General features: G+C 71.2%; 19 protein-coding genes and 2 pseudogenes. 10 read left to right on the top strand and 11 right to left on the bottom strand.

Features of this window, described 5'->3' with window-relative positions; all coding sequences use genetic code 11:
• The first annotated feature begins 215 nt into the window (after positions 1–215).
• The 6 genes and pseudogenes from STRIP9103_RS02215 to STRIP9103_RS45800 all read left to right on the top strand — a co-directional run.
• A complete protein-coding gene (locus tag STRIP9103_RS02215) occupies positions 216–1328 on the top strand; it encodes an ABC transporter substrate-binding protein (RefSeq protein WP_048819543.1) in 1113 nt (370 codons plus the stop codon).
• A gap of 420 nt (positions 1329–1748) precedes the next feature.
• Positions 1749–3362 (top strand): PucR family transcriptional regulator, encoded by a 1614-nt coding sequence (locus tag STRIP9103_RS02210; protein ID WP_009296033.1) that lies wholly within the window; start codon positions 1749–1751, stop codon positions 3360–3362.
• A 140-nt stretch (positions 3363–3502) separates the two neighbouring features.
• Positions 3503–4282, top strand: coding sequence for a class II aldolase/adducin family protein (locus STRIP9103_RS02205; RefSeq protein WP_009296012.1), 780 nt, complete (start codon positions 3503–3505; stop codon positions 4280–4282).
• Positions 4283–4357: 75 nt separating this feature from the next.
• Entirely contained in the window at positions 4358–5692 is a 1335-nt protein-coding gene (locus STRIP9103_RS02200) for an MFS transporter (protein WP_009296031.1), read from the top strand.
• A 160-nt stretch (positions 5693–5852) separates the two neighbouring features.
• Positions 5853–6926, top strand: coding sequence for an MBL fold metallo-hydrolase (locus tag STRIP9103_RS02195; RefSeq protein WP_009296024.1), 1074 nt, complete (start codon positions 5853–5855; stop codon positions 6924–6926).
• Between the two features lie 39 nt (positions 6927–6965).
• Positions 6966–7481, top strand: a pseudogene (locus tag STRIP9103_RS45800) (aldehyde dehydrogenase family protein); the annotation flags it as partial.
• Positions 7482–7522: 41 nt separating this feature from the next.
• On the opposite strand, the gene STRIP9103_RS02185 reads toward STRIP9103_RS45800, so the two are convergent.
• A complete protein-coding gene (locus tag STRIP9103_RS02185) occupies positions 7523–8410 on the bottom strand; it encodes a GNAT family N-acetyltransferase (RefSeq protein WP_009295991.1) in 888 nt (295 codons plus the stop codon).
• A gap of 201 nt (positions 8411–8611) precedes the next feature.
• Complete coding sequence (locus tag STRIP9103_RS51120; RefSeq protein ID WP_009296005.1) at positions 8612–9211, bottom strand: carotenoid oxygenase family protein; 600 nt, start codon at positions 9209–9211, stop codon at positions 8612–8614.
• A 143-nt stretch (positions 9212–9354) separates the two neighbouring features.
• Between STRIP9103_RS51120 and STRIP9103_RS49705 the strand changes: the two genes are divergently transcribed.
• Complete coding sequence (locus tag STRIP9103_RS49705) at positions 9355–9507, top strand: hypothetical protein (protein ID WP_009295982.1); 153 nt, start codon at positions 9355–9357, stop codon at positions 9505–9507.
• Positions 9508–9912: 405 nt separating this feature from the next.
• On the opposite strand, the gene STRIP9103_RS49700 is transcribed toward STRIP9103_RS49705, so the two are convergent.
• Positions 9913–10134 (bottom strand): hypothetical protein, encoded by a 222-nt coding sequence (locus STRIP9103_RS49700; protein WP_141585624.1) that lies wholly within the window; start codon positions 10132–10134, stop codon positions 9913–9915.
• Between the two features lie 134 nt (positions 10135–10268).
• Here STRIP9103_RS49700 and STRIP9103_RS02175 point away from each other — a divergent pair, with 134 nt between their 5' ends.
• Positions 10269–10997, top strand: coding sequence for a DUF1775 domain-containing protein (locus STRIP9103_RS02175; RefSeq protein WP_009296021.1), 729 nt, complete (start codon positions 10269–10271; stop codon positions 10995–10997).
• Positions 10998–11024: 27 nt separating this feature from the next.
• On the opposite strand, the pseudogene STRIP9103_RS51115 reads toward STRIP9103_RS02175, so the two are convergent.
• Positions 11025–11144 (bottom strand): annotated as a pseudogene (locus STRIP9103_RS51115) (MBL fold metallo-hydrolase); the annotation flags it as partial.
• A 120-nt stretch (positions 11145–11264) separates the two neighbouring features.
• On the bottom strand, positions 11265–12305 hold the full coding sequence (locus tag STRIP9103_RS02170) for an ArsR/SmtB family transcription factor (protein ID WP_063747252.1): 1041 nt from the start codon (positions 12303–12305) through the stop codon (positions 11265–11267).
• A gap of 97 nt (positions 12306–12402) precedes the next feature.
• On the opposite strand from STRIP9103_RS02170, the gene STRIP9103_RS02165 reads away from it, so the two are divergent.
• Entirely contained in the window at positions 12403–13707 is a 1305-nt protein-coding gene (locus STRIP9103_RS02165; protein WP_100243822.1) for an MFS transporter, read from the top strand.
• Positions 13708–13826: 119 nt separating this feature from the next.
• Here STRIP9103_RS02165 and STRIP9103_RS02160 read toward each other — a convergent pair whose 3' ends face one another.
• The 5 genes from STRIP9103_RS02160 to STRIP9103_RS02140 all read right to left on the bottom strand — a co-directional run bounded on the left by STRIP9103_RS02160 (position 13827) and on the right by STRIP9103_RS02140 (position 19158).
• The gene (locus tag STRIP9103_RS02160) at positions 13827–14513 is read right to left on the bottom strand and encodes a class I SAM-dependent methyltransferase (protein WP_009296019.1); all 687 of its coding nucleotides are present in this window, start codon (positions 14511–14513) and stop codon (positions 13827–13829) included.
• Complete coding sequence (locus STRIP9103_RS02155; protein ID WP_009295988.1) at positions 14510–15664, bottom strand: cytochrome P450; 1155 nt, start codon at positions 15662–15664, stop codon at positions 14510–14512. The genes STRIP9103_RS02160 and STRIP9103_RS02155 overlap by 4 nt, the downstream gene beginning before the upstream one ends.
• A 344-nt stretch (positions 15665–16008) precedes the next feature.
• Positions 16009–16866 (bottom strand): aspartyl/asparaginyl beta-hydroxylase domain-containing protein, encoded by an 858-nt coding sequence (locus STRIP9103_RS02150; RefSeq protein ID WP_234022087.1) that lies wholly within the window; start codon positions 16864–16866, stop codon positions 16009–16011.
• 448 nt (positions 16867–17314) lie between these two features.
• On the bottom strand, positions 17315–18256 hold the full coding sequence (locus STRIP9103_RS02145) for a serine hydrolase (RefSeq protein ID WP_009296026.1): 942 nt from the start codon (positions 18254–18256) through the stop codon (positions 17315–17317).
• On the bottom strand, positions 18253–19158 hold the full coding sequence (locus STRIP9103_RS02140; protein WP_009295998.1) for a LysR family transcriptional regulator: 906 nt from the start codon (positions 19156–19158) through the stop codon (positions 18253–18255). Before STRIP9103_RS02140 ends, STRIP9103_RS02145 begins: the two co-directional genes overlap by 4 nt.
• 178 nt (positions 19159–19336) lie before the next feature.
• On the opposite strand from STRIP9103_RS02140, the gene bla reads away from it, so the two are divergent.
• The gene (gene bla, locus STRIP9103_RS02135) at positions 19337–20278 is read left to right on the top strand and encodes a class A beta-lactamase (protein WP_009295990.1); all 942 of its coding nucleotides are present in this window, start codon (positions 19337–19339) and stop codon (positions 20276–20278) included.
• A gap of 122 nt (positions 20279–20400) precedes the next feature.
• Here bla and STRIP9103_RS02130 read toward each other — a convergent pair whose 3' ends face one another.
• Positions 20401–21276, bottom strand: coding sequence for a GNAT family N-acetyltransferase (locus STRIP9103_RS02130; RefSeq protein WP_009295984.1), 876 nt, complete (start codon positions 21274–21276; stop codon positions 20401–20403).
• Positions 21277–21904 lie beyond the last annotated feature (628 nt).

The following is a 21904-nucleotide window of genomic DNA, read 5'->3' as shown; positions in this document are numbered from 1 at the left end:
GGGCGCACCGCCTCCCGCTCGTCACCGGTCTCACCGGCCACGGCGCGCGAACAAATAATCGGTTGCCTGTCGGCGACGGTGGTGGATGCAATGTCCGGCATGGTCACCCGGGTGGGCCCGCCACGGCGAGATGAGATGAACGCGTACTACTGGGCCCTGCCACTCCGCGATCCGGGCAAACCGCAGCCGAATCGCCACACGGGAGACGCCGACGCATGAATACCCCACCATCGCCTCCTGGAGCGGAGCGGACTGACGGATCCTCCGTCCGGATCGGCGCTCTCGTTCCGCTGACTCGGCCCGGCTGGATCGAGGCGGGCCAACACTTGCTCGCCGGACTCGAGCTGGCCGTTCGCGAAGTCAATGACGCCGGCGGGATCGTCGGAAGACCGCTCGAGCTGGTGGTCCGAGACACCGCGGCTGATCCCCAGAGGGCCGCGGCGGCCGTGGATGAACTGGCTCGCCTGGGCGTGGCTGCCTTGGCGGGGGAGTATCACAGCGTCGTCGCTCGCGCCGCTGCCGCCAGGGCCGACGCCCTCGGCCTGCCGTTCCTCTGCTCGTCGGCGGTTCTCGACGCGCTCACCGAAGCGCCGACGGAATGGGTCGCGCGTCTCTCCCCGCCGCAGTCCCGCGGCTGGCAGGTCTACGCGGACTTCCTCCTCGGCGCGGGCCACCGCCGCATCGCCGTCGCAACCCAGTCGAGTGTCTACTGGGCTGCCGGGACCCGCATTCTGCGGGACTACCTCACTCCACGCGGCGGCACCGTCATCGAGCTCGACATGCGCGCGCTCACCGCCACGGCCGTCTGCGACGAACTCGTCGAGCATCGCGCGACAGCCCTCCTTCTTCTGGTCGGCCACCCGGAGCCGGCGGTGTCGATCGTCAAGTCCGTCCGCCGCGACCAGCGCCTCACCGAGATCATGATCGGCGCTCCGGCCGGGCAACCGGAGTTCGCCGAATGGGCGACGTCGCTGGGCGACGACAGCGCCGCGATCCCGTTCCTGCGCTACCTGCCCGAGCGGCTGAGTCCACTCGGCGCACGAGTCGAGACGGCCCTCCGCGAGCAGCTGGCCGAAGCGCCCTCCTTCGTCGCCTTCGAGGGCTACGACGCGGTCGCCGTCCTCGCCGATGTGCTGCGTTCTCACGGCGCGGACCGGGCGCGCACCGCCGAATCCTGGCCGCGCGTCGCAGTCGAAGGCACCCGCGGGCAGATCCGGTTCTCCCGGACGCCAGGCATCAGCGTCTGGCAATGGGCTCGGCCGCCGATCCAAGTCGTTGATCGAGATCCGGCGGAACCCGATCGCTTTCGGATCCTTCACGTCGGCTGAGAGAGAGCGCGGAGGCCCGACTGCCCGGATCTGTCCAGCCCGGGGAAGGCAGGCAGTCGGACCGGCATCAAGGTCGGTCTCAGCGTCCGCGGCCACGACGAGACGCCCGGCACATGAAGGAGGCCCGTTGCCGGACTCGACGATGGCGTCGGGTTCGAGGGCCGGCCGAGGTCGCGTCCTGTGGCATCGAGGTGCGGAACGCGCCGAGTTCGCGGGCCATGTGAGAGCAGCGGGCCATGTGAGAGCAGGTGGTCGCGACAACGCCGTCGCACCTCCGTCTCGAATGGCGGTGTCCGTGGGCCGATGCGGCCGTACTCGCAGCGAGCACGCGCTGCGGCGCGGCCCGCGACAATGTCGCCGCGCACACTCACGGAGGCCGGAGGATCTGGATTCCGACACCTCTTGAAAGGGAGGGCCGGCATGGCCGCGATGCTCCTCGATCAGCTCGTGGAGGCCCTGCAAGGCGGCGTCATCAGCGTGCTGTCCGCGGGCGGTGAAGGTGAACGGCCGGTCAGCAGTGTCGAGTTGCTGGACTGCACGGAGGCGGTCGCAACCACCGCGCCCGGCCATCTGCTGCTCGGCGTCGGCGTGGACATCGCGAACCGTGAGGCGTTGGGCGCCGCTCTTCGGACGGCGGCGGACAGTTCGTGCGCGCTCGCCGTCAAGTGCGCCGCTCCCCCGCCGCCGGACGTGGCGGCGCAGATCCACGACGCCGGGGTTCCCGTACTGGCCGTCGACCCGCAGGTGCCGTGGTCGCATGTGCAGCGTCTGGTCACCACCGTGCTGGCCGCACGCCCGGCGGACACGGAATCCGGTGGTGGCACGAGGGGCGGCGATCTGTTCTCCCTGGCCAACGCGGTCGCCGGAGTCGTCGGCGGGGCTGTGGCGATCATGGATACGCAGCAGGTCGTGGTCGCCTACTCGAACCTGCCCGACCAGCCGATCGACGAGACCCGGCGGCGCGGGATCCTGGGCCGCCGGGTGCCCGAGGAAGCGCTCGCCGATCACCTGGACCGGGAGGTGTGGGTGAGCGACGGTGCCGTACGCCACCACCGGCCCGGGAATCTGCCGCGCATGGCCGTGGTCATCAGGGCGGGCGAGGACGTGCTCGGTTCCCTGTGGGTCGCGTTCCCCGACGAGGTCGCGGTCCCCGAGTGCGAGCCCACCCTGCAGGAGGCGGCCCGAGTGGCGGCGCTGCACATGCTGGCGCTGCGCCGCCAGGTCGACCTGGAGCAGGAGAGCCGTGACCGCGCCCTGCGTGCCACGCTGGAGGGCCGGTCGGGGCGGGGCGATCCGTCCGGCGGCGTCCGTCTTCCCGCGATGCTGGTCGGGCTGACCGAGGCCGTACGGGAGCGCGGCGACGAGGAGTCGGGGGACCCCGGCGTCGCGGCCCGACGCCGTGTCGCTCTGCTGCGGCTGCTGGACCTGGCCGTCCTGGACGGCCGATCGCTGGGGTACGAACCGGCGGCGGCCCTGCTCGGCGACCGCGTCTATGTGCTGCTGCCGACGGCCGGTTCGGGGTCCGTGTCCACCGGTGTCCTGCTGGACCACCTCCTGGACCGGGCCCGGCACAGCCTGCACCGGTCGTTCGTCGCGGTCGGCTCACCCACCGCCGGGGCACTTTCCGCTCTGCTCACGGCACGGCGCGACATCGACGCCGCGCTGGACCACCTCCGGGAGCAGCGCGCGGACCCGGGCGCGTACCGCACCGAGGAGCTGCGGCCCGAGCTGGTGCTGCGGCGGCTCGTGGGCGTCGTACGCGGCGCGGCCGAACTGCGCACCGGCATCGCGGAGCGCCTGCGGGCGCACGATGCCGAGCACGCCACCGACTACTGCGCCACGCTGCTGACGTATCTGCGGCACTTCGGCGATGTCTCGGCGGCCAGCGGCGAGTTGCACATCCACCAGAACACGCTCCGGCTCCGGCTGCGGCGGGCCGAAGAGCTCTTCGGCGTGTCGCTCGCCGATCCGACGCGGCGCCTTCTGCTGACGCTTGAACTGACCGCCCTGGAAGGCCCCCACATGCAGGGGTGATGTCGGAGCGGACAGTGCGCGACCCTTTTCCATGGCGGCGCCGACATTGGCTCACCAACGGTCACGCACCCATGCTCCTGCACACCGAGGCACGCCTCCCCGCAGCGGCGATGCCCATGGAGCGATCAAGGAGCACGGCAGTGACCGTTCTGGACACCCCGACGAGCACGAAGAAGCCCGCGCGCATGAGCGATGCGGAGTGGCAGGCGCGGCTCGAACTGGCCGCGTGCTACCGGATCTTCGATCATCTGGGCTGGGTCGAGATGATCTTCAATCACATCACCGTGCGCGTGCCGGGCGAGGAAGGGCATCTTCTGATCAACCCGTTCGGCCTGACGTACGAGGAGGTCACCGCCTCGAACCTGGTGAAGATCGACCTCGACGGAAACATCCTTTCGGACTCCGACTGGCCCATCAACGAGGCAGGGCTGCTGATCCACTCGGTGATCCACGCCAACCGGCCCGACGCTCACTGCATCATGCACACCCACACCACCGCGGGCACCGGGGTCGCCTGTCTGCGCGGCGGGCTGGACCCGGACAACTTCTACTCCGCCCAACTGCACGACATGGTCGCCTACCACGACTTCGAGGGCATCACCGTCGACCCCGAGGAGAAGCCGCGGCTGGTGGCCGACCTCGGCGATCGCAACCTGATGATCCTGCGCAACCACGGCCTGCTGGCGTGCGGCCCGACCGTACCCGCCGCGTTCGCCGCCCTGTGGACCCTGCAACGGGCCTGCGAGATCCAGCTCGCCGCCCAGTCGTCCGGGCAGCCGCTCATGCCGGTGACCCTGGAGGCGGCCGTGCGCTCGACCACGGAGTCCTTCCAGATGGGCGACCGCACCCAGGCGGGCAGGACTCTGTTCGACGCGCTGCGCCGCAGGATCGACCGCGTCGCCCCCGACTACGCGGTCTGACACACCCGAAATCCCCCCACGCGCTCCCCTCTCCGCTCCGGGTCGACGCCGACCCGAACGACGATCGGACTTGCCATGTCCCAACCCTCACCGGCATCCAGAAGTCAGCACCGCACGGTCGCGCTCGCCGCCATGGCGGGCACCACCATCGAGTGGTACGACTTCTTCATCTACGCCCTGTGCACCGGTCTGGTCTTCAACCGCCTGTTCTTCGACGGGCTCGGCGAGGACTCGCTGATCATCTCGTTCGCGACCATCGGGATCAGCTTCTTCTTCCGCCCGGTCGGAGCCGCCCTCGCCGGCCACCTCGGTGACCGGCTCGGCCGCCGCGCCATGCTCATCGCCACGCTGGTGCTGATGGGCGCCGCCACCACCCTGATCGGCCTGGTGCCGACACGGGACTCCATCGGCATGGCAGCTCCGATCATCCTCGTCCTGCTGCGGATCCTTCAGGGACTGTCCGCCGGCGGCGAGTGGGGCGGCGCCGCGCTGATCTCCGTGGAACACGCGCCCACAGGTCAGCGCGGCAGGTTCGGGGCCTACCCTCAGCTCGGCGCACCGCTGGGCCTGCTCCTGGCCAACGGCGTCCTCGCCTTGATCACCGGCATCACCACGGACGAGCAGTTCCTCTCCTGGGGCTGGCGCATCCCCTTCCTGCTCAGCGTCGTCCTTGTCGCCGCCGGATTCGTCATCCGCCGCAAGGTCGAGGAAAGCCCCGTCTACCAGGAGCTGAAGGAATCCGGCAACCAGTCACGCACCCCGATCGCCGCCCTGTTCAAGCATCACTGGCCGCTCGTCGTGGCCGGCGCCCTGCTCTTCGCCGCCAACAACGCCGTCGGCTACATGACCACCGGCGGCTATGTCCAGGCCTACTCGGTGAACCACCTCAAGATGGATCCGACGACCATCCTGATCTGCGTGATGGTCGCCGCGGTGGGCTGGCTGGTCAGCACCATGGCGGGCGGCCGGCTGTCCGACCGGATCGGCCGACTGCGCGTCTACCGGATCGGCTTCGTCATCCAACTCGTCTGGATGTTCCCGTTCTTCGCCCTGCTCAACACCGCGCACCCCGGCCTCGTCGTCCTCGCGCTGGCCCTCTACAGCATCGGCCTCGGACTCACCTATGGACCGCAGGCCGCGCTGTTCGCCGAGTTGTACCCCACCTTCGTCCGGTACAGCGGCGCGGCACTGTCGTACGCCATCGGAGCCGTCCTCGGCGGCGCGTTCGCCCCCATGATCGCCGAAGCCCTGCAGACGAGCACCGGCACCGTGTACTCCGTCGGCGTCTACCTCACGGCGGTGACCGTGGTCGGACTCGCCGTCACCTTCTTCCTGAAGGAACGCCAGGGCGTCCCGCTCGGCGACGCCGAGTCCGGCGAGCAGGACGAGCGGGCGGCCGTGACCGCCTGAGGAACGGCTGACCGGCCGCGAAGACCTCAACCGGGCACCGACGGCCGGCCGCCACAGGCAGCGCACAGGCACCTCACCCGACGTGCCCCCCGGCCGACAGGTCGGGGGCCACCCCTCATGGCACCCCCCAACCGATCCCCCCACCAAGGAGCCCACCCTCATGAACGAGCTGAACGCCGAGCCGACTCGCCCGACACTCACCGGGGGTCACCGCCGCAGCGCCCTCACTCGTCGCCGTTTCTGGCAGCTGGGCGCAGCCGCGGCGGTCACCGCGGGCGCGGCGTCACTGCTTGCGGAGCGCGCCGACGGGGCCCCGGCGGCCGACACCGCACAGGAGTACTTCGACCGGGCCGCCGAACTGGCCGGTGACAGCCCGGTGTTGAAGAGCATCGTGAGCGCGCTCACCGCCGGCTACACCCCTCCGCGGCCCAACGCTCCCGCCCCGCTGAAGATCTTCGACAACGTCGCGGTGCTGAGCGTCGGTTGGGTGTCCGCCACGGCGATCCTCACCTCGGACGGAATCGTCCTCATCGACGCCCTGAACAACCCCGACGAGGCAGAGCAGTACATCGTCCCGGGCTTGCGCGACCTCGGAGCCGACCCGGCGGCGATCAAGTACGTCGTCGTCACCCACGCCCACGGCGACCACTTCGGCGGCGCCCAGTACCTCGCCGACCAGTACGGCGCCCGCGTCATGATGGCACCGGCCGACTGGGACCTCCTCGCCACCAGCAAGCCGGCCAACGCGCCCACCCGTGACCTGGACATCACCAACGGCCAGAAACTGGTCCTGGGCGACACCACGGTCACGCTCCACCACACGCCGGGCCACACACCCGGCTCCGTCTCACCGGTCTTCCCCGTCCGCTGGCGGGGCGGCGAACACACCGCGATGCTGTGGGGCGGGACCAACCCGCCCACAGCCACCGCGAGCAAGGAGACGTACCTCTCCTCCATCCTCTCCTTCGCCTCCCGGATGAAGCGGGCCGGCGTCGACGTCGAGCTGAGCGACCACGGCTTCGCCGACTACGGTCTGGAACGCATGGAGGAGCTGCGCAGTGCGCCCGAGGGCTCCGAGAACCCCTTCATCGTGGGCACCGACGGGGCCCAGCGCTTCATGAAGGTCATGGAGAACATGCTGCGCGGCCGTATCGCCCTGGACCGGGAGACGGCCACCGCCACGTCGGTGGCGATGGCCGCGACGACCGCGCATACGGCGGGCTGCGGCTGCTGACGACCGCGGCCCCCTGGGCCGTCCCCAGGACGGCCCACAGCGGTGGCCGGAGCCCTCATCAACGCCGGCCAGAACTGCACGGCCGCCACCCGCGCGTACGTCCAACGGCCGCTCTACGAGGCCTTCGTCGAACGGGTCGCCTCGCTCATGGGCGGCGTACGCCTGGGCCCGGTCGACGACCCGGCCACCGACATGGGCTCCCTGATCTCGTTCCGGTAGCGCGACAAGGTCGTCGGCATGGTCGAGGACGCCCGCCGGGCCGGAGCCACCGTCGTACGCGGAGGGAAGAGCCCCGACGGCCCCTATGGACTCGCCGCGTCCGCCTGGACCACCAACGTCTACCGCGCCGGGCGCGCCAGCCGCGAGATCCAGGCGGGCTGTGTCTGGATCAACGACCACGCCCCGATCATCAGCGAGATGCCGCACGGCGGCCACAAGGCCTCCGGCTTCGGCAAGGACATGTCGGCCTACTCCTTCGACGAGTACACCAACATCAGGCACGTCATGTCGGACATCACGGGCGACCGGCACAAGTCCTGGCACGACGTGGTCTTCACCAGCCCCTGGCCCCTCCCCTGTGACGGTCGCCCGGAGGCCTACTCCGGGTGGAAGTTGAGCCGTTCCCGGACCACCGGAAAGTGGGCCTTGGCGAAGTTCGCGGCCATGGGGAAGTTCCCCCGGTCCGTCGCCCCGGTGATGAACTCGGCGCCCCGGTCGACGAGGAAGTGGGTGCACTCGGCCAGGAGGTCGTAGGCGTAGCCGTGTCCGCGTCGTTCGGGCAGGACGCCGATGAAGCCGATGGTCGGGCCGGACGGGTTGTGTGCCGGGATGTGGATACCGACCGGCTCGCCCTGCGGCGTGGACGCCACCTGCCACCACTCGCGCGGTGACGGGCACCACCGGAAGAAGTCCAGTTCCTCCTGGGCCGCTTGGTCGAGACCGCCTTCCCCGATGGCCTTCAGGGCATGGGCGTCGAGTGTGGCGGAGTGGATGCGGCGCAGTGCGTCGAAGAACACGGCGTCGTCCGGTTCCGCGCGGAACACCAGGCGGCCGGGTCGCTCGGGCAGCCCGCAGGCGGGTGTCCAGCGGTACAGGAAGCGCTCGACCAGAAGCTCGTACCCCGCCTTCCGTACGGCGGTGAAGCGGGTCTCGGCGGCGGCGCGCGGCGCCGGGTCGTCGCGCCAGCCCGGGGGCAGGTTCAACTCGAGTCCGACCTGCCAGGGGGAGGTGCGCAGGAGCTCGGCTCCCGCCTCCTCCTCTCCTTCGGCCACGTCGAACCAGTTGATGTTGACCGGCTCGGTGTCGTCGGGGCCGCCCCACCAGGCGCCGCGGGCGACGACCCTGCCGTCGCGCAGGGCCACGCGCTTCCAGTCGGGGCGGTGCCGGGTCAGCCGGTGTGCCTCACGGGCACCCAGCGGGTCCGGCAGCGTGTCGAAGAGATGGGCGTCGCTCTCGTCGAGCGTACGGACGACCGTATCGGTCACGGATTCCTCCGGGATGCTTGCGTGCGTGGGGCGCTCCCGGTCGGATCAGACGAGGCACGCCGGGACAACGGGAAGGGAGCGCTGAGGTGATGCGAACTGCACGGCTCTCCCCTCCTTCCATCGGTCTCGGGGCGTCACGCCGCACGCTACGGGATCATCCGCGGACCCGTCCATCGATTTATTTCTCCGCGAGACGGGGCACTACCGGCCGTCGCCGTGGCGGGCCGCGACGGCTCGGTCCAGGGTGTGGTGGTCGGTCCGGCTGCCGTGGAAGCCGAAGGGGACGCGGCTGGGGAGTTTGACCCGGGCGGGCGGGGTGCGGCGCAGGTCGGCGGCGTCGTGGATGAGCAGTTCGGTGAGGTCGGTGGTGCGGTTCCACCAGAGGGAGAGCGGGTAGCCGTCGTCCTCGGCGTGGGCGCTCTCGCGGGGGACGAAGACCGGTTCGGCGGGGTTGGTCAGGCCGTCCGGTCCTTCGACGACGATGGTGCTGCCGAGGAGGCAGTCGTGGCGGGCAGTCCGTCGGACATGGTGTCGCCGGCCAGGCCGCGCGTGGTGACGAAGTAGCCGTAGCGGTGGGGGCGGCCCGTCGATCAACGCCGGCGTCTCCGCCCTGGTCCTGCCGGCCCGGAGCCCGGACGACGAGGCCCGCAGGCTGCTGGAGGCCGCCGAACCGCGCCGGTTCACCTCAGCCACCCTGACCGACGTCGACAAGCAGGTGGTCGCGGCGGTGAGCGTGGCCGCCCTCGCCTCCCGGGTCCACCCGGAGGCCGAGGCGGAGATCGCCCAGAAGGTGCTGGCCACAGCGCAGGAGATCAGCGATCGGATGGCGTGGTCGCGGGGTGACCCGCCGTTGGGGAAACAGGAAGCCGGCACAAACGGGATCGCGAGCGCACAGCCTGACATGCGCTCGTCGACGACTGGCTGTCCGGCTGAGCGGCACCCGTGTGAACACCCTCGGCGCTCCCGACGTATACGACGAGGTGACCAGCGCAGTGACCGCCCAGAAGGCATCCGCCCCCGACGAACGCCTCACCGCCCCCGGATCGCGGTGGATCACAGCCGTCCTCTTCGGCATCTCCATGGCCCCGGTCTTCTGAAGGGCCGTGCTTCTGAAGGGCCGTGGCAGGGGGTGATCACGTGACGCGGTACGACGGCCGGGGCGGGCGTCCGCGGCCGAGTGGTGCGCAGGCATGCGTCCGGGCCGGGCTGTTCGCGCTCGTCGGCAGCGTACTCGCGGCCCTCGGCCATCACGGGGTCGCCGGGGGCTCGGTGCCGTGGCGCCTGGTCGCCGTTTTCGCGGTCGCGCAGTTCGCCCTCGTCCGGTCGGTCGCCCGCCGCCGTCTCTCCCCGACCGCGGTCATGGCGTGCACGCTCGTCGCTCAGGGGTCGCTCCACCTCGCCCTGGCCCAGGCCGGGGACTGCCATCGCAACGGGATCGGCCACGTGACGCACCCCGTGGGCGCCCATGCGGCGACGGCCTTCGGAGACGGGCACGCCTGGCATCATCTTTCGGCCGCCATGACGACGGCCCACATGGCCGCCGCGCTGGCGACCGCCTGGCTGCTCCACCGCGCCGACGCGGCTGTGGCGATGGCGCTGGTCGCCGCCCGCACCCTGCGCCGAGCCGCGGCTGCCGTAGCGGCCCGGGTGGTGCGGCGGCTCGGCGTCGTCGGACCGGTCGCCCGGTCCGACGTACGGCCTGCCGGGTGCTTCGCGCTTCCCACGGCGGCGCGGACACGGCCTCTGGAACACACGCTGGTGCGCAGGGGACCCCCGGGGCACGCGCATGTCCCGGTCCATCCCCTTTCCCGGGCCGCGGCTTCGGCCGGGTCCGGTTTCACCAGCAAGGAGTTCCCCCATGCCCATGCACCACGCCGGCCGCGCGGCGAGCCGTGTCGCGCTCGTCGGGGCCGCCGCGCTGACGGCGACGCTCGTCCTCGCCGGGCCGGCTTTCGCGCACGCGGAGGTCGAGGCCGACACCCCACAGGCCCTCGCCGAGAACGTCACCCTCACCTTCGTCTCCGAGGCCGAGTCCGAGACGGCGGGCTTCACCGAACTGCGCGTCGTCCTGCCCGAAGGCATCGCGCCGGGTGATGTGACGCTCGACGAGGCGCCCAAGGGGTGGAAGTTGAAGGCCACGGACGACGGTTACACGGTCGGCGGCCCCGCGATGAAGGCCGGTGTCGACGCCGAGCACAAGATCAAGGTCAGGCAGCTGCCCGACGCCGAGGAGATCGCCTTCAAGACCGTCGAGACCTACAGCGACGGAAAGATCTCCCGCTGGATCGAACTGCCCGGCGGCGGCGAGGAACCCGAACAGCCCGCGCCGGTGCTGAAGTTGAAGGCGGCGGCACCGGGCGCCACCCCCGTCGGCCCCAGCCCCACCGCGAGCGAGACACCCAGCCCGGCCCCGACACCGTCGGCCGCCGAGTCGACCGCCGCGGCACCCGACACCTCCGAAACGGCCGCCGATGAGCAGGGCAGCTCGACGGGGCCGGTCGTCGGCGGAATCGTCGTGGCGTTGCTCGCCCTCGGCGGCGGCGCGTGGTGGCTGACCAGGCGCCGCGCTTCCACGGCCGGCGACTGACACCCGGATACGACCCCCGTGGGGCGGACCCCTGGCCTTCTCGCCGAGGCGCTGTCCGCCGCCCCGGGCGGTGAGGGTGAGGGGAACGTCGGCGAGCAGGGCCCGGCCGGAGTTGTCGAGGTTGTCCGCGTGCTCGACGTGGGAGAGCGGGCCCCACGTCGACATGGTCCACGACGGCGTCCGGCCGGCGGCGGTGCTCTGCCCGGCGGCGAAGCCGGGTCAGGACGCGGCCCTGTCCCCCGGGCATGAACCTCCGTGGCTGACGGCTCACTCCCCCGGCCGCGTGTCCGTAAGGCCATGCGTCGCTTTCCCGCTCCCGGACGTGCCGGACAGGGCGATGCCGAGAGCGGTTCGCTCGTGGTAGGTGAAGCGGCCTACGCGGTAGCTCGTCACCAGGCCCGCCTGACGCAGCGTGGAGATGTGGCCGGAGACAGTGGAAGGGCTCATGCCGTGCATGCGGGCGAGAGTGCTGGTCGGTGTGGGCTCGTGGAGGTCGCTGAGGATGCGGGCCCGGGTGCGGCCGATGAGGCACTCCAGTGCGTGCGTACCGCGTGTGTGTGCGGTGGAGCGCCACAGGTCGCCGATCCCGCGGGCGGGGTAGATGACCGTGGGCTGCCACGGCTCCTCCGCCACGACGGTGAGGGCCGGCCAGACGAACGCGCTCGGCAGGAGGAGCAGGCCTCGGCCGTTGAGGCGCTGGGTGATGCGATGGGGCGTCGCGATCACCAGTCGGCGGTCCTCGTGCCACCGTATGGAGCCGTGCAGTTCCCCGAGCATGTGCTGGAAGCCGCCGGCGGCGATCTGTTGGGAACGTGACGCGATGTCGGCGTGCAGGAGATCGCGCAGCTGTGCCCACTGCGGGGCCACCAGGCGGTCCCAGCACAGGCGGATCAGCCTGCTGAGTTCGGCGACGGTGCTCGCGGGCTCCCTGAGCAGGCGGGCGGCGAGTTCCGGGTCCGGCGGGGAACCGCGTTCGGGCCCGTGGAGGCATCGGTGGAGTTCCGCCTCCACCTGGGCGACGGGCGTGGTGGTCACCTGCTCCAGCTCGTCGTCGAAGGTCGCCATGGGGCCGGAGGGCGGTGGGGTGAGGAAGTCGGGCGTGTATCCCGTACGTGGCAGCAGGGCGAGCAGCGGAGCCAGCGTGGCGTCGTCGACGAGCGGGCGTACCTGCCGTATCCAGGGCAGGTGGTACGCCTGACGTCGTGGGTCGGCCAGGGTGCGGACCGCGGCCACGGTCTCCCACAGGGGCGAGAGCGCGAAGCGGCACCGGAGCAGGTCCTCGGTCTCCAGCAGCAGGTGCACCGCCACGCGTACCTCCGGTCCCCTCCGCCTGACTGCTCCCCGGTGGTTTCGAGTATTTCCGAATCGATTGAGTCGTGGCTCCCCGGCCTGGATGCTGCGGCCCATGTCACAGCAGAGTTCGCCCTCGTCTCCTCCCGCCACGGGTCCTCAGGGAACCGCGGGGTCCCCCACCTACCGGGCGATCCTGGCCGTCCCCGAGTTCCGCGTGATGTTCCTCGCGCAGATCGTCGCCACGCTGGGCAACGCGACCGCCCAGATCACGCTCTCGGTGGTGGTGTACGAGCGGACGAAGTCTCCCCTGCTGTCGTCCCTGACCTTCGCCCTGGGCTTCGCCCCCTATCTGTTCGGCGCCACGCTCCTGTCCTCGGTCGCCGATCGGTACCCCAGCCGTGATGTGCTCGTGGTCTGCCAGGTCGTCAGCTGTGTGGTCGTCGGCCTCATGGCCATCCCATCGGCCCCGATCCCCGTTCTCCTCCTCCTGCTGTTGCTCCTGGGGACCGTCGCACCGGTGTTCCAGGGAGCCCGCGCGGCAAGCCTGCCGGATCTGCTGTCGGGAGCGGGATACGTGCTGGGCCGCTCTCTGCTGCGGCTGGTGTCGCAGAGCACTCAGATCATCGGCTTCGCGGCCGGCGGAATACTGCTGATCGCGCTGACGCCCACGCAGGCGCTGCTGCTGGCGTCGGCGGGGTTCGGGGTCGCGGCGCTGCTTCTCCAGTGCGGTACCCGGCGGCTGCCGGCCCGTCAGGGGCACGACCGTTCGTCGGTGACGCGTTCCTCACTGCGTGGTGTACGACAGGTGCTCGCCGTGCCCGGTCTACGGCCCTTGCTGCTGCTCACCTGGCTCCCGCCGACGCTCGTCGTGGCGCCCGAGGCGCTGGCTGCCGCGTACGCCGACGACTTGGGCGGTGGCTCCACGGCGACCGGCCTGCTGCTGGGCGCCGCGCCGGCGGGCTCGGTGATCGGTGAGCTCCTGGCGGGGACGCTCCTTCGCCCCGGTACCCGGGTCAGACTGCTGCTGCCGCTCGGCTGCTTGATGTTCGTGCCGTTGCTGTTCTTCGCCCTCGCTCCCGGCCTTGTCCCGGCGACCCTTCTGTTGCTGGTGTGCGGATGCGGATTCACCTACGCGATGGGGCTGGACCAGCGCGTGCTCGACGCCACACCCGAGGAGTTGCGGGGCAGGGCACTCACGATCACCATGGCCGGGCTGATGATCGGTCAGGGCGTCGGTTTCGCCGCGGCCGGCGCGGCGGCCGAGTTCCTGCCCGCCCACCTCGTGGTCACGGTGGCCGGAGTCCTGGGACTGGTGAGTATCGCGGTGTGCGGCGCACGCCTCTCGCCGCGTGGCCGCGCCGGTCGGCTCGACGCGGGCGGCCCGGACGCGCCCGACGCCGAGCAGTCGCCTTCGTGATCCGGCCGTGGCATGAGTCGGCAGTGAGGTGACCGGCCGTGGCATGAGCCGGCGGTGAGGTGACCCGACCGTGACGTGATCCAGCAGTGCCGTGATCCACCGGTGACTCGGGCGATCCCCTATCGGGCGGGGCGGAGCAAGGCCCACTCCCGTTCCTCGTCGAGCCACCGGTCCAGGGGAAGCCCGGCGGAAGCGGCCAGTTTCTCCATGTCCTCGTCGGAGTGCACGACATCGGTCCACGAGTGTGTCCACACCGTTTCCCCGCGCCTGCACTCCTGCGCCGCGTGCAGGACGCCGCCCTCCAGCCGGGCCTCCGTGATGGTGATCAGGAACTCGCCGGACCGGTGTTCCCGGCCGGGCCGCAGTGACGCGGCCCAGTCCGGGGAGGTCCGCTGGACGAGTACGACACCGTCGTCCGTGACGTGCCGTGCGCAGGTGGCGAGGAAGGCTTCCCGCTGCCCGGGGACGATGGTGTTGATCAAGAAGCTGGCGAGGACCACGGCGGGGAACTCCCGCGCCAGGTCGAGTTCCTCGATGTCCGCGTGGACCCGGGTGGCGCCCTGTACGCAGGCGAGCATGTCGGCGCTCTGGTCGACCGCGACCACGGGATGCCCGAGGTCCACGAGCGCGTGGGTGATCCTGCCTGCGCCACAGCCGAGTTCGAGTACGGCGGCCCCCGGGGGAACGGCTCCGTGGATGAGCGCCGGTTCCCGGCCCGGAGGGAACGAGCGGTACAGGCCGACCGGGCTGCCGTCCGGTGCCACCGGGCCGCCGTCGGAGGAGGTACCGGTCCCGAGAGGGCTCACGCGGCGCCCCCGCTCACCGGCAGCGTGCGGAGGCCGCGCAGGGTGGCGTGACGCCAGTGGACCGGCTCTCCGGCCGGCCTCAACTGCGGGGTGTGCCGGAGGAGGGCGCCCAGTGCGACGGCGCACGTCAAACGGGCCAGTGACGCACCCGCACATGCGTGCGCGCCCCAGCCGAACGCCAGGCTGTGGTTCGGCGTGCGGGTGAAGTCCAGTTCGTCGGGTCGGGGAAACTGGCGGGGGTCACGGTTGGCGGCAGCGATCAGCAGGATGACGTCGCTTCCCTTACGGAGGACACGGCCTCCCAGCTCCACATCCTGAGCGCATACGCGGGCGACGGCCTGTACGGGCCCGGAGTGGCGCAGCAGTTCCTTGAGCACGCTCTCGGTCACGCCGGTGGTCTGGAGTTCCTTCCACGCCGCGGGTGTACGCAGCAACGCCAGTACGGAAGCCGCGATGAACCGGCTCGTGGGGGCGTATCCGGCGTGGAGCATGGCACGCAGGGTGTTGAGGATCATGTCGCGCGAGATGCTCCGCGCGGCTTCGGCTCTCCGTAGATCCGCGAGCAGGCCGCTGTCCGGGTCGCTGTCGAGCCAGCGTGAGATCTCCGCGCTGAGCTGGTCGCGGGCCCGCGTTCCGGGGGCGGCGGCCTCCGGGGTGAGGCCGGAGTCCATGGCCGCGACGATCGCCTCGGACCAGGCGACGATGTTCTTCTCGTCGGCGTCGGGGACTCCGAACAGCGCGGCCACCGCCGCGAAGGACAGCGGGGCGGTGAAGGACTCGACCAGGTCGAAGGACGGCTCGGCGGACAGCTTCCCGAGGAGTTCGTCCGCCAGGTCCTCCAGCTTCGTTCTGATGGCGGCGAAGTCCTGGCGCCGGTAGGCATCCATCAGCACGCGGTGCACGGCACCGTGCTCCGGCGGGTCGAGGGTCTGGATGCTGAGCAGGTTGTCCGGGATCTCGGCACCGGCTCGCCGCCAGTCGGAGGAGAAGAGGTCGGTGCGGTGCAGGGCGAACAGGCAGTCGTCGTAACCGCTGACCACCCAGGCGCTCAACGGCTCGTACCAGTGGACCGGTTCGGTCGAGCGGAGACGGTGGTACATCGGCTGCGGGTCGCTGATGGTCGTGTCGTCCAGCGGCCGGAACAGGTCCATCCTCGGTCCTTCCGCGTATCGGTGGTACGGGTGGGATAGGCTGCGGCGGCCCGAACCGGGCCGCCGCCCTGGGACAACGGATGACCCGCGGGGCTTCCGCCCGGTCACCCGCCGCCCTGTTCCGGATCAGTGCAGGTAGCGCATGGTTCCTCCTCAAGTGGCGGACGGGACTTGGGCGCTCCGGAGATCAGTGCAGGTAGCGCATGACGCACCTCCTCGATGCCGGGTTGTGGGTGCGGACGCGGGCCGCGTCCAGCCATGCGGCGGGAAACGCCCCGCGGGCTCGGGAAGTGGTGTGGACCGAGGGCGTGTCCGGCCGTGGTGCCGTCGAACTCCGTGTCAGATCACGCGCACGCCGGCCGGGCCGGGCGCTCGACGCTCTGGTGGTGGCGTCCACGGCGCGAGAAGAACACGGCACGCGGGGCACTGCTGGAAAGTCCCAGGTGCATGCCTCGTTCCTCGATCCAGCCCTGGAGGCGGAACTCGCCGCCGCCCACATGGATCAGCCCGAAGGTGGGCCCATCGGCGATGTCCAGGACCAGGTGTCCCTGCTTGGCCACCACCCGTGCGTCCAGGTCCCGTTCTTCGTGTTCGGCGACCGGCTCGTCCAGTCGCAGGAAGGAAGGCGGGACGGTCAGTACGCATTCGAAATCGGCCAGCTCGAACGGGCGCAGGGGGATCTCGGGGCGCGAGAACGCCACGTCGCTCATGGGAACGCGCCGCAGGAAGTCCTCGGGAAACAGATCCAGCAGCTCAGGCGTGATGACGCAGTCGACGACGAGGTGGACGCGCGGCCGGCTGCCGGTGTTCACGACACTGTGCGGTCGGCTGAAGTCGCCGTACCACAGGCGGCCCGGCTGCCAGCGGTGCTCCTTGCCGTCGATGCGGAGCACGGCGCCCGGGTTGGTACGGATCGGGACGTGCAGCCGTACGAAACCGTAGAGGAACCCTGTCGGCGTGTCCCGGTGCTCCGGGACTTCGACTCCGGGGGCCAGCGACATCAACCGGGCACAGCGCAGGGAAGTCGGCAGGGAGGCGAGCACCTCGGCCATGTACGGTGTGCGCTTCAGCCACGGAGTGTCCGCGAACCCGTCGGTTCCCGGCCCTCCCGGGTCGGTTCGGTCCGGGTCGCCCGCCGGACCGCGGAGAGCCAGGCACCGCCAGTCGATCTCCGCCGGTTCCGTCAGGTCTCCCCCGTCCACGACCGTTCGCTGAGCACCCCATGTGCGGTCGCCCAGCGCGTCGAGGTCCCTCTGTAAGAGATCGGGATCGAAGGTTTGCCGCAGAGGTGCCGCTTCAGGAAGATCACTGATGGCGTCCAGCGCCGGTGACACATGCCCTCCTTGGTCCGCCCCACCCGGCACCGTGGACGGCGCCAGGTTCGAACAGATCCGAGCATTCGCGAAGTGCATGCCAGGTACAAGCGACTCGCACACTTGCACGTTTTGGGCGATCTTGTTATCGCGCGCCCGAACGGGGAAGATGACCGAAATTCAGCGGCACAGGTCTCCGACCGATGTTTTTCGGCCGGCGCGAACCCTGTTCCCGGACTGCGGTGCCGGCCCACCAGGCGCAGACGCGGAGCCGATCCGGAGCCGATACGGAAAATAATCCGGAAAATAATCCGGAAGGTGATCCGTCAGACGGGCTCTAGATCCATCTCGAACGGAGTTCGTCGCGCAGTCGCCGGGCGACCTGGCCCATGAGGGCGTCGGCGCCGGGCTGTCGGCCGGCGGCCACGCGGGACTCGGTCAGGACGGCTATCGCATAGGTCCGGCCGTCGGCGTGTTCGACCACGCCGGCCTCATGGCGCAGGTTGAGCAGCATGCCGGTCTTGGACGACCAGGTGGAGGCGTCGGAGTCGAAGTCCGGGGCGAGGCGGTTGCGCACGAGGTTGTTGGCCATGAGGTCGCGTACCCGTGCCGCGACATCGGGGTGGATCGGCGAGGACTCGGCGCCCATGGTTCCGTGCTGTGACCGCCAGAGGGCCTGGAGGAGGTCGACGAAGGCCCGTGCCGTCCCGATGTTGGCACGCGAGATGTCGAGTTGCGGCACCCGGTGGCCGCGCCCAGGCGTGCCGGCGTCGATCGCGAGGGCGTGCGCGAGGTGCACGTCCGCCGGGTCGAAACGCTCCACCGGTGTTTCGGCGAGCTCGCGCATGGTGTGCCGTACGGCGATGCCGCGCAGCCCGAACTCGTGCAGGGCCGCCGCGACCCGGGCGGGCGGCGTGAGTTCGAAGAGGGCGTCGGCGGCGCTGTTGTCGCTGATGCAGGTGCTGAGGTAGAGCAGGTCCTCCACGGCGATATGGGCGGCGTGACGGAACCGGCTCAGACCGGTCGGACCGGGGGTGGTGATCCGCCCCGGCGGCACCTCGATCATCGTGGCGCCGTCGAGTTCCCCGCGCCGGATGCGTTCCAGCGTCACCAGGGCGAGCGGGATCTTCACGAGGGACGCGACGGGTAACTCGATGTCGGGGTCGATGCCGATCTCGTCACCGGTCTCCAGGTCCCGGACGAGGAACGAGCCGTGGAGCCCGCCGTCGCGCAGGGCTTGGCGCAGATCCCCGAGCAGTCTCTCGGTGGTGGTGGTCACGCGGCTGCCTCCGAGCGCTCCGTGGCGCCGAGGCACCGGGCGATGCCGTGCGCGCACGCCTGGCGTACGCGGGCCACGTCGGCGTCCGCCTCGTCCGCCACGGTCAGGGAGAACCCCCGTGCGAAGCCGCGGCCCAGTTCGCCGACGGGCCGCCAGTGGAGGCCGAGTTCGTGTGCCTGTGCGGCCGGGCACAGCAGTGCGTCGCCATGGCTGAGCGCGTCCGCCGCGGCGGTGGCCACGGCCGGTGCGACGGCCAGCTGGGCCGGGCGCAGCCCGACGGCGTCGCGCAGACGGGCGAGACGGTCCCGTACGTGCGGTACGTCGTCCTCCGGTTGCAGCCACACGCGCCGGGGGCGCTGGTCGCGGTCGGCGCGGCCGGGGCGCAGGGTGTCCAGGTAGATCGGCCCGCCGCCCGGTTCGTGCGCGACCGCCAGCCCCAGCGGCACCGTCCAGGTCGCCTCGGTGGGAGCCACCGCGAGCAGCGCCGCACGCACCTGCCGGGACGTCACGAGGTCCGCTCGTTCGGCCGGCCCGGCCGGGAACGGGTCGAGGAGAACTCCCTGCTGATGCGCCTCCGCGATGAGGCGGGCGAGGGCACCGGTCGGGCAGTCGGCGGGAATGGCGAGCCGCAAGGGCCGGCGCCGCGCGGCCTCCGCCTCGTGCTCGAACCGGTCGGCGAGCCGCACGAGTTGCCTCGCCGTCGGCAGCATGTCCCGGCCGAAGGGCGTCAGCGTCACCGCCCGCGAGGACCGGTCCAACAGCCGCTCGCCGAGGCGTTGTTCCAGCGCCGCGACGCGGCGGCTCACCACGGACTGGGCCGTACGGGCCGCCGCGGCGCCCACCGTGAAACTGCCGTGCTCGCTCACGCTGACGAACGCCCGGCATGCCGCAACAAGATCCACGAGCCCTACTATGCCAAAACAGCATGGAGTCGAGCGTCCGCGTCTTGGACCTCGGCAACCCACCGACCGGAGAGTGGTCGCCGCCCAGGGCTTTCCCCGGGCGCACAGATTCCACCTGGCATCCGTATGCCATCCGCATGTCATCCGCATGTCATCCGACGGCTTGGAGGTCCATTCCATGACGTATCCGCTTCGCATCCGCCGGGGCGCCGCCTGGGCGGCGGCCGGCTTACTGGCGCTTGCCGTGCTTCCGGCGTTCGATCAGGAAACCGCGTCCGGGGCCGGCTCACCCCTCGGCGCGGCGCGGTCCGCGTCGACGGCGGCGACCGCGAAGCCCACAGCCGCCGAATTCCGGTCGCTGGAGAAGGAGTTCGACGCGCGGCTCGGCGTCTACGCCCTGGATACGGGCACGGGCCGGTCGGTCGGCTACCAGGCGGACGACCGGTTCGCGTACGCCTCCACGTTCAAGGCACTGGCGGTGGGTGCCATCCTGCGGAAGTACGGGACGGACGGCATCGACAAGGTGGTCAGGTTCTCGCGCGACGATGTGGTCGCGGACTCGCCCGTGTCCGAGAACTTCGTCGAGACCGGCATGACCTTGCGGGGGCTGTGCGCCGCGACCCTCTGGTACAGCGACAACACCGCTGTCAACCTCCTCCTCGACGAACTCGGCGGCCCCGACGGCCTGGAGAGGGTGCTGGAGCGACTCGGCGACGACGTCACCGAGATGGACCGCTACGAGCCCGACATGAGCGACGGCATCCCGGGCGACATCCGCGACACGAGCACACCGCGCGCGATGGCGGGGAGCCTGCGGGCCTTCCTGCTCGGCGACGCCCTGAAGCGGAACGAACGCCGGCTCCTGCGGCAGTGGATGACGACCAACATGACCGGTCGGAACCTCATCAGGGCGGGTGTCCCCGACGACTGGGAAGTGGCCGACAAGAGCGGCAGCGCCGGATACGGGGGACGCAACAACATCGCTGTGGTGTGGCCGTCCGACGGTGGCAACCCCATCGTCATGGCGGTCCTGTCCACCCGCGACAAGCAGGGCGCCGAGCGCCGCGACGCCCTGATCGCCAAGGCCGCCACGGTGGCGGTCGAGGGCCTCGGCCGCTGACGCCCCGTGCCGGATCCTGCCGGAGACGCGGGGTCCGGCGCGCCGCTCATACGGCGCCGTCGCAAGTCACCGACACTCCGCGTCGAGCCTCGCAGCCGGACGTGGTGCATCTCGCCGCGAACTCACGACCGTGCGGGCTGGTTGGCGATCAGCAGGGTGATGTTCGCGGGCCGGAAGCCCAGACGGGCGTAGATGCGGGCGATGGTGTCCTCGGCGTAGGCGAGGAAGACGGTACGCACCCCGTGGTCGCGGGCATGACCGGCCAGTGCCGCCGTGACGGCTGCGGCCAGGCCCTGGCGGCGAGCGGTGGGGAGGGTGCCGACGCCGCCGATCTCGGTGGTGCCGTTCGCCGGGTGGTAATGGCCGACGGCGAGTGGGGTGCCGTCGGGGGCGAGGGCGGCGATGAGGGTCTTGTGTCCGGCGCGGAGGGTGGGGCGGATCGCCTCGACCGTGCCGTCCGCGGTCAGTTCCTCAGCCGCCGCCGACAGTTCCACGCGGCCCATCGCCCCCACCGCGGTGCCCGCCTCGGCGAAGGCCAGGCGGGGCAGAGCGAGGGCCCTGGGCAGGACCGGGTCGTCGGCCGTCAGCACGCGGAGCGTGACGCCGTCCGGCAGGGGCTGCGGGGGCAGAGGGTGGTGCGGGTCGAGGGCCATCAGCGGGCGTTCCCGCACCGGGAGGCCGGCGGCCTCGATACGGGCGCGCAGCGTCGGGGCCGCCTCGGCGAGCCATTCGAATGCCTCCGGCACGCCGAGTTCGCGCTGCCGGGCACGCACCCGGGCGATGTCGGCCGCGGTGACCGTCCCGGCGCCCTCCGCGATCGGTTGGGCGTGGCTCGGACCGCCGTAGTAGGGGGTGCCTCGTTCCTTGCGCACGAACAGCCGCATCGGGCCGAACTCTTCGGCGTCGGCGAACAGCAGGGGCACGGCGGCGTAGTACCGCTCGATACGCCCACGCAGCGAGTCGCTCATGCCGCGCATCCCACCACGGAGCATGCGCATGCCGCATCCGAAATTGACCGTCCCCGGATCACGAACGGATCAGGACGGCGCCGAGGAGCATGTCGAAGACGACGTCGGCGTCCCCGGGGGCGACGCTGCCGGGGCGGCGTTCAGGATGTCGCGGAACCGGAGTCGCGCCGACGCCCGCAGGACCGGCTCCGGCGAGCGCGGGCCGGTCGACGTCCGGTTGTGCGCCAGGGGGCCAGGCGTGGCCGCGCGCGCCGCCGGAATGGCGTACCTCCGCACCGACCGGGGCTGGAAGATCACCCGCCGCCGCTGGACCCTCGTATTACTGCGGACTGTGCCACCTGGTCCCGCACCACCGATCCCGCCCCCGCCCGGGACGTCCGGTCCACCGGCCGGCGCCCGACCGCGCGCCACTCCCCCGGCATCCGTACGACCCTCGACCCGCCGTCCTTCACGGCACCCCTGGCCTGACGGCGAACAGCCGCACGCACACGGGCCGCGGTCAGGTGGTGCGCGCGGCCGGCAGTCATTCAGGTGGGTGAATCTGTCGGTCATTCGGCCCAGAAGCCGCCGAGGGTCGGCGGCGGCGCCGACTTTCCGGGACTGATCCCCGCGAGGCTGGTACGCACTGCCCACCACCCCCCGCTACGGTCAATCGAGG

It is taken from the genome of Streptomyces ipomoeae 91-03 (genome assembly GCF_000317595.1).
In the GTDB taxonomy this organism is placed as follows: Bacteria; Actinomycetota; Actinomycetes; order Streptomycetales; family Streptomycetaceae; genus Streptomyces; species Streptomyces ipomoeae.
The sequence above is the reverse complement of the archived record's forward strand: the minus strand, read 5'-3'. Positions and strand labels throughout refer to the sequence as shown.

What these genes read in the sequence shown, in the direction of transcription:
- STRIP9103_RS02130 (WP_009295984.1), bottom strand. Translation starts at nt 21,276, where the DNA reads ATGCGCATGCTCCGTGGTGGGATGCGCGGCATGAGCGACTCGCTGCGT.
- STRIP9103_RS02215 (WP_048819543.1), top strand. Translation starts at nt 216, where the DNA reads ATGAATACCCCACCATCGCCTCCTGGAGCGGAGCGGACTGACGGATCC.
- STRIP9103_RS02175 (WP_009296021.1), top strand. Translation starts at nt 10,269, where the DNA reads ATGCCCATGCACCACGCCGGCCGCGCGGCGAGCCGTGTCGCGCTCGTC.
- bla (WP_009295990.1), top strand. Translation starts at nt 19,337, where the DNA reads ATGACGTATCCGCTTCGCATCCGCCGGGGCGCCGCCTGGGCGGCGGCC.
- STRIP9103_RS02195 (WP_009296024.1), top strand. Translation starts at nt 5,853, where the DNA reads ATGAACGAGCTGAACGCCGAGCCGACTCGCCCGACACTCACCGGGGGT.
- STRIP9103_RS02155 (WP_009295988.1), bottom strand. Translation starts at nt 15,664, where the DNA reads ATGGACCTGTTCCGGCCGCTGGACGACACGACCATCAGCGACCCGCAG.
- STRIP9103_RS02210 (WP_009296033.1), top strand. Translation starts at nt 1,749, where the DNA reads ATGGCCGCGATGCTCCTCGATCAGCTCGTGGAGGCCCTGCAAGGCGGC.
- STRIP9103_RS02200 (WP_009296031.1), top strand. Translation starts at nt 4,358, where the DNA reads ATGTCCCAACCCTCACCGGCATCCAGAAGTCAGCACCGCACGGTCGCG.
- STRIP9103_RS02165 (WP_100243822.1), top strand. Translation starts at nt 12,403, where the DNA reads ATGTCACAGCAGAGTTCGCCCTCGTCTCCTCCCGCCACGGGTCCTCAG.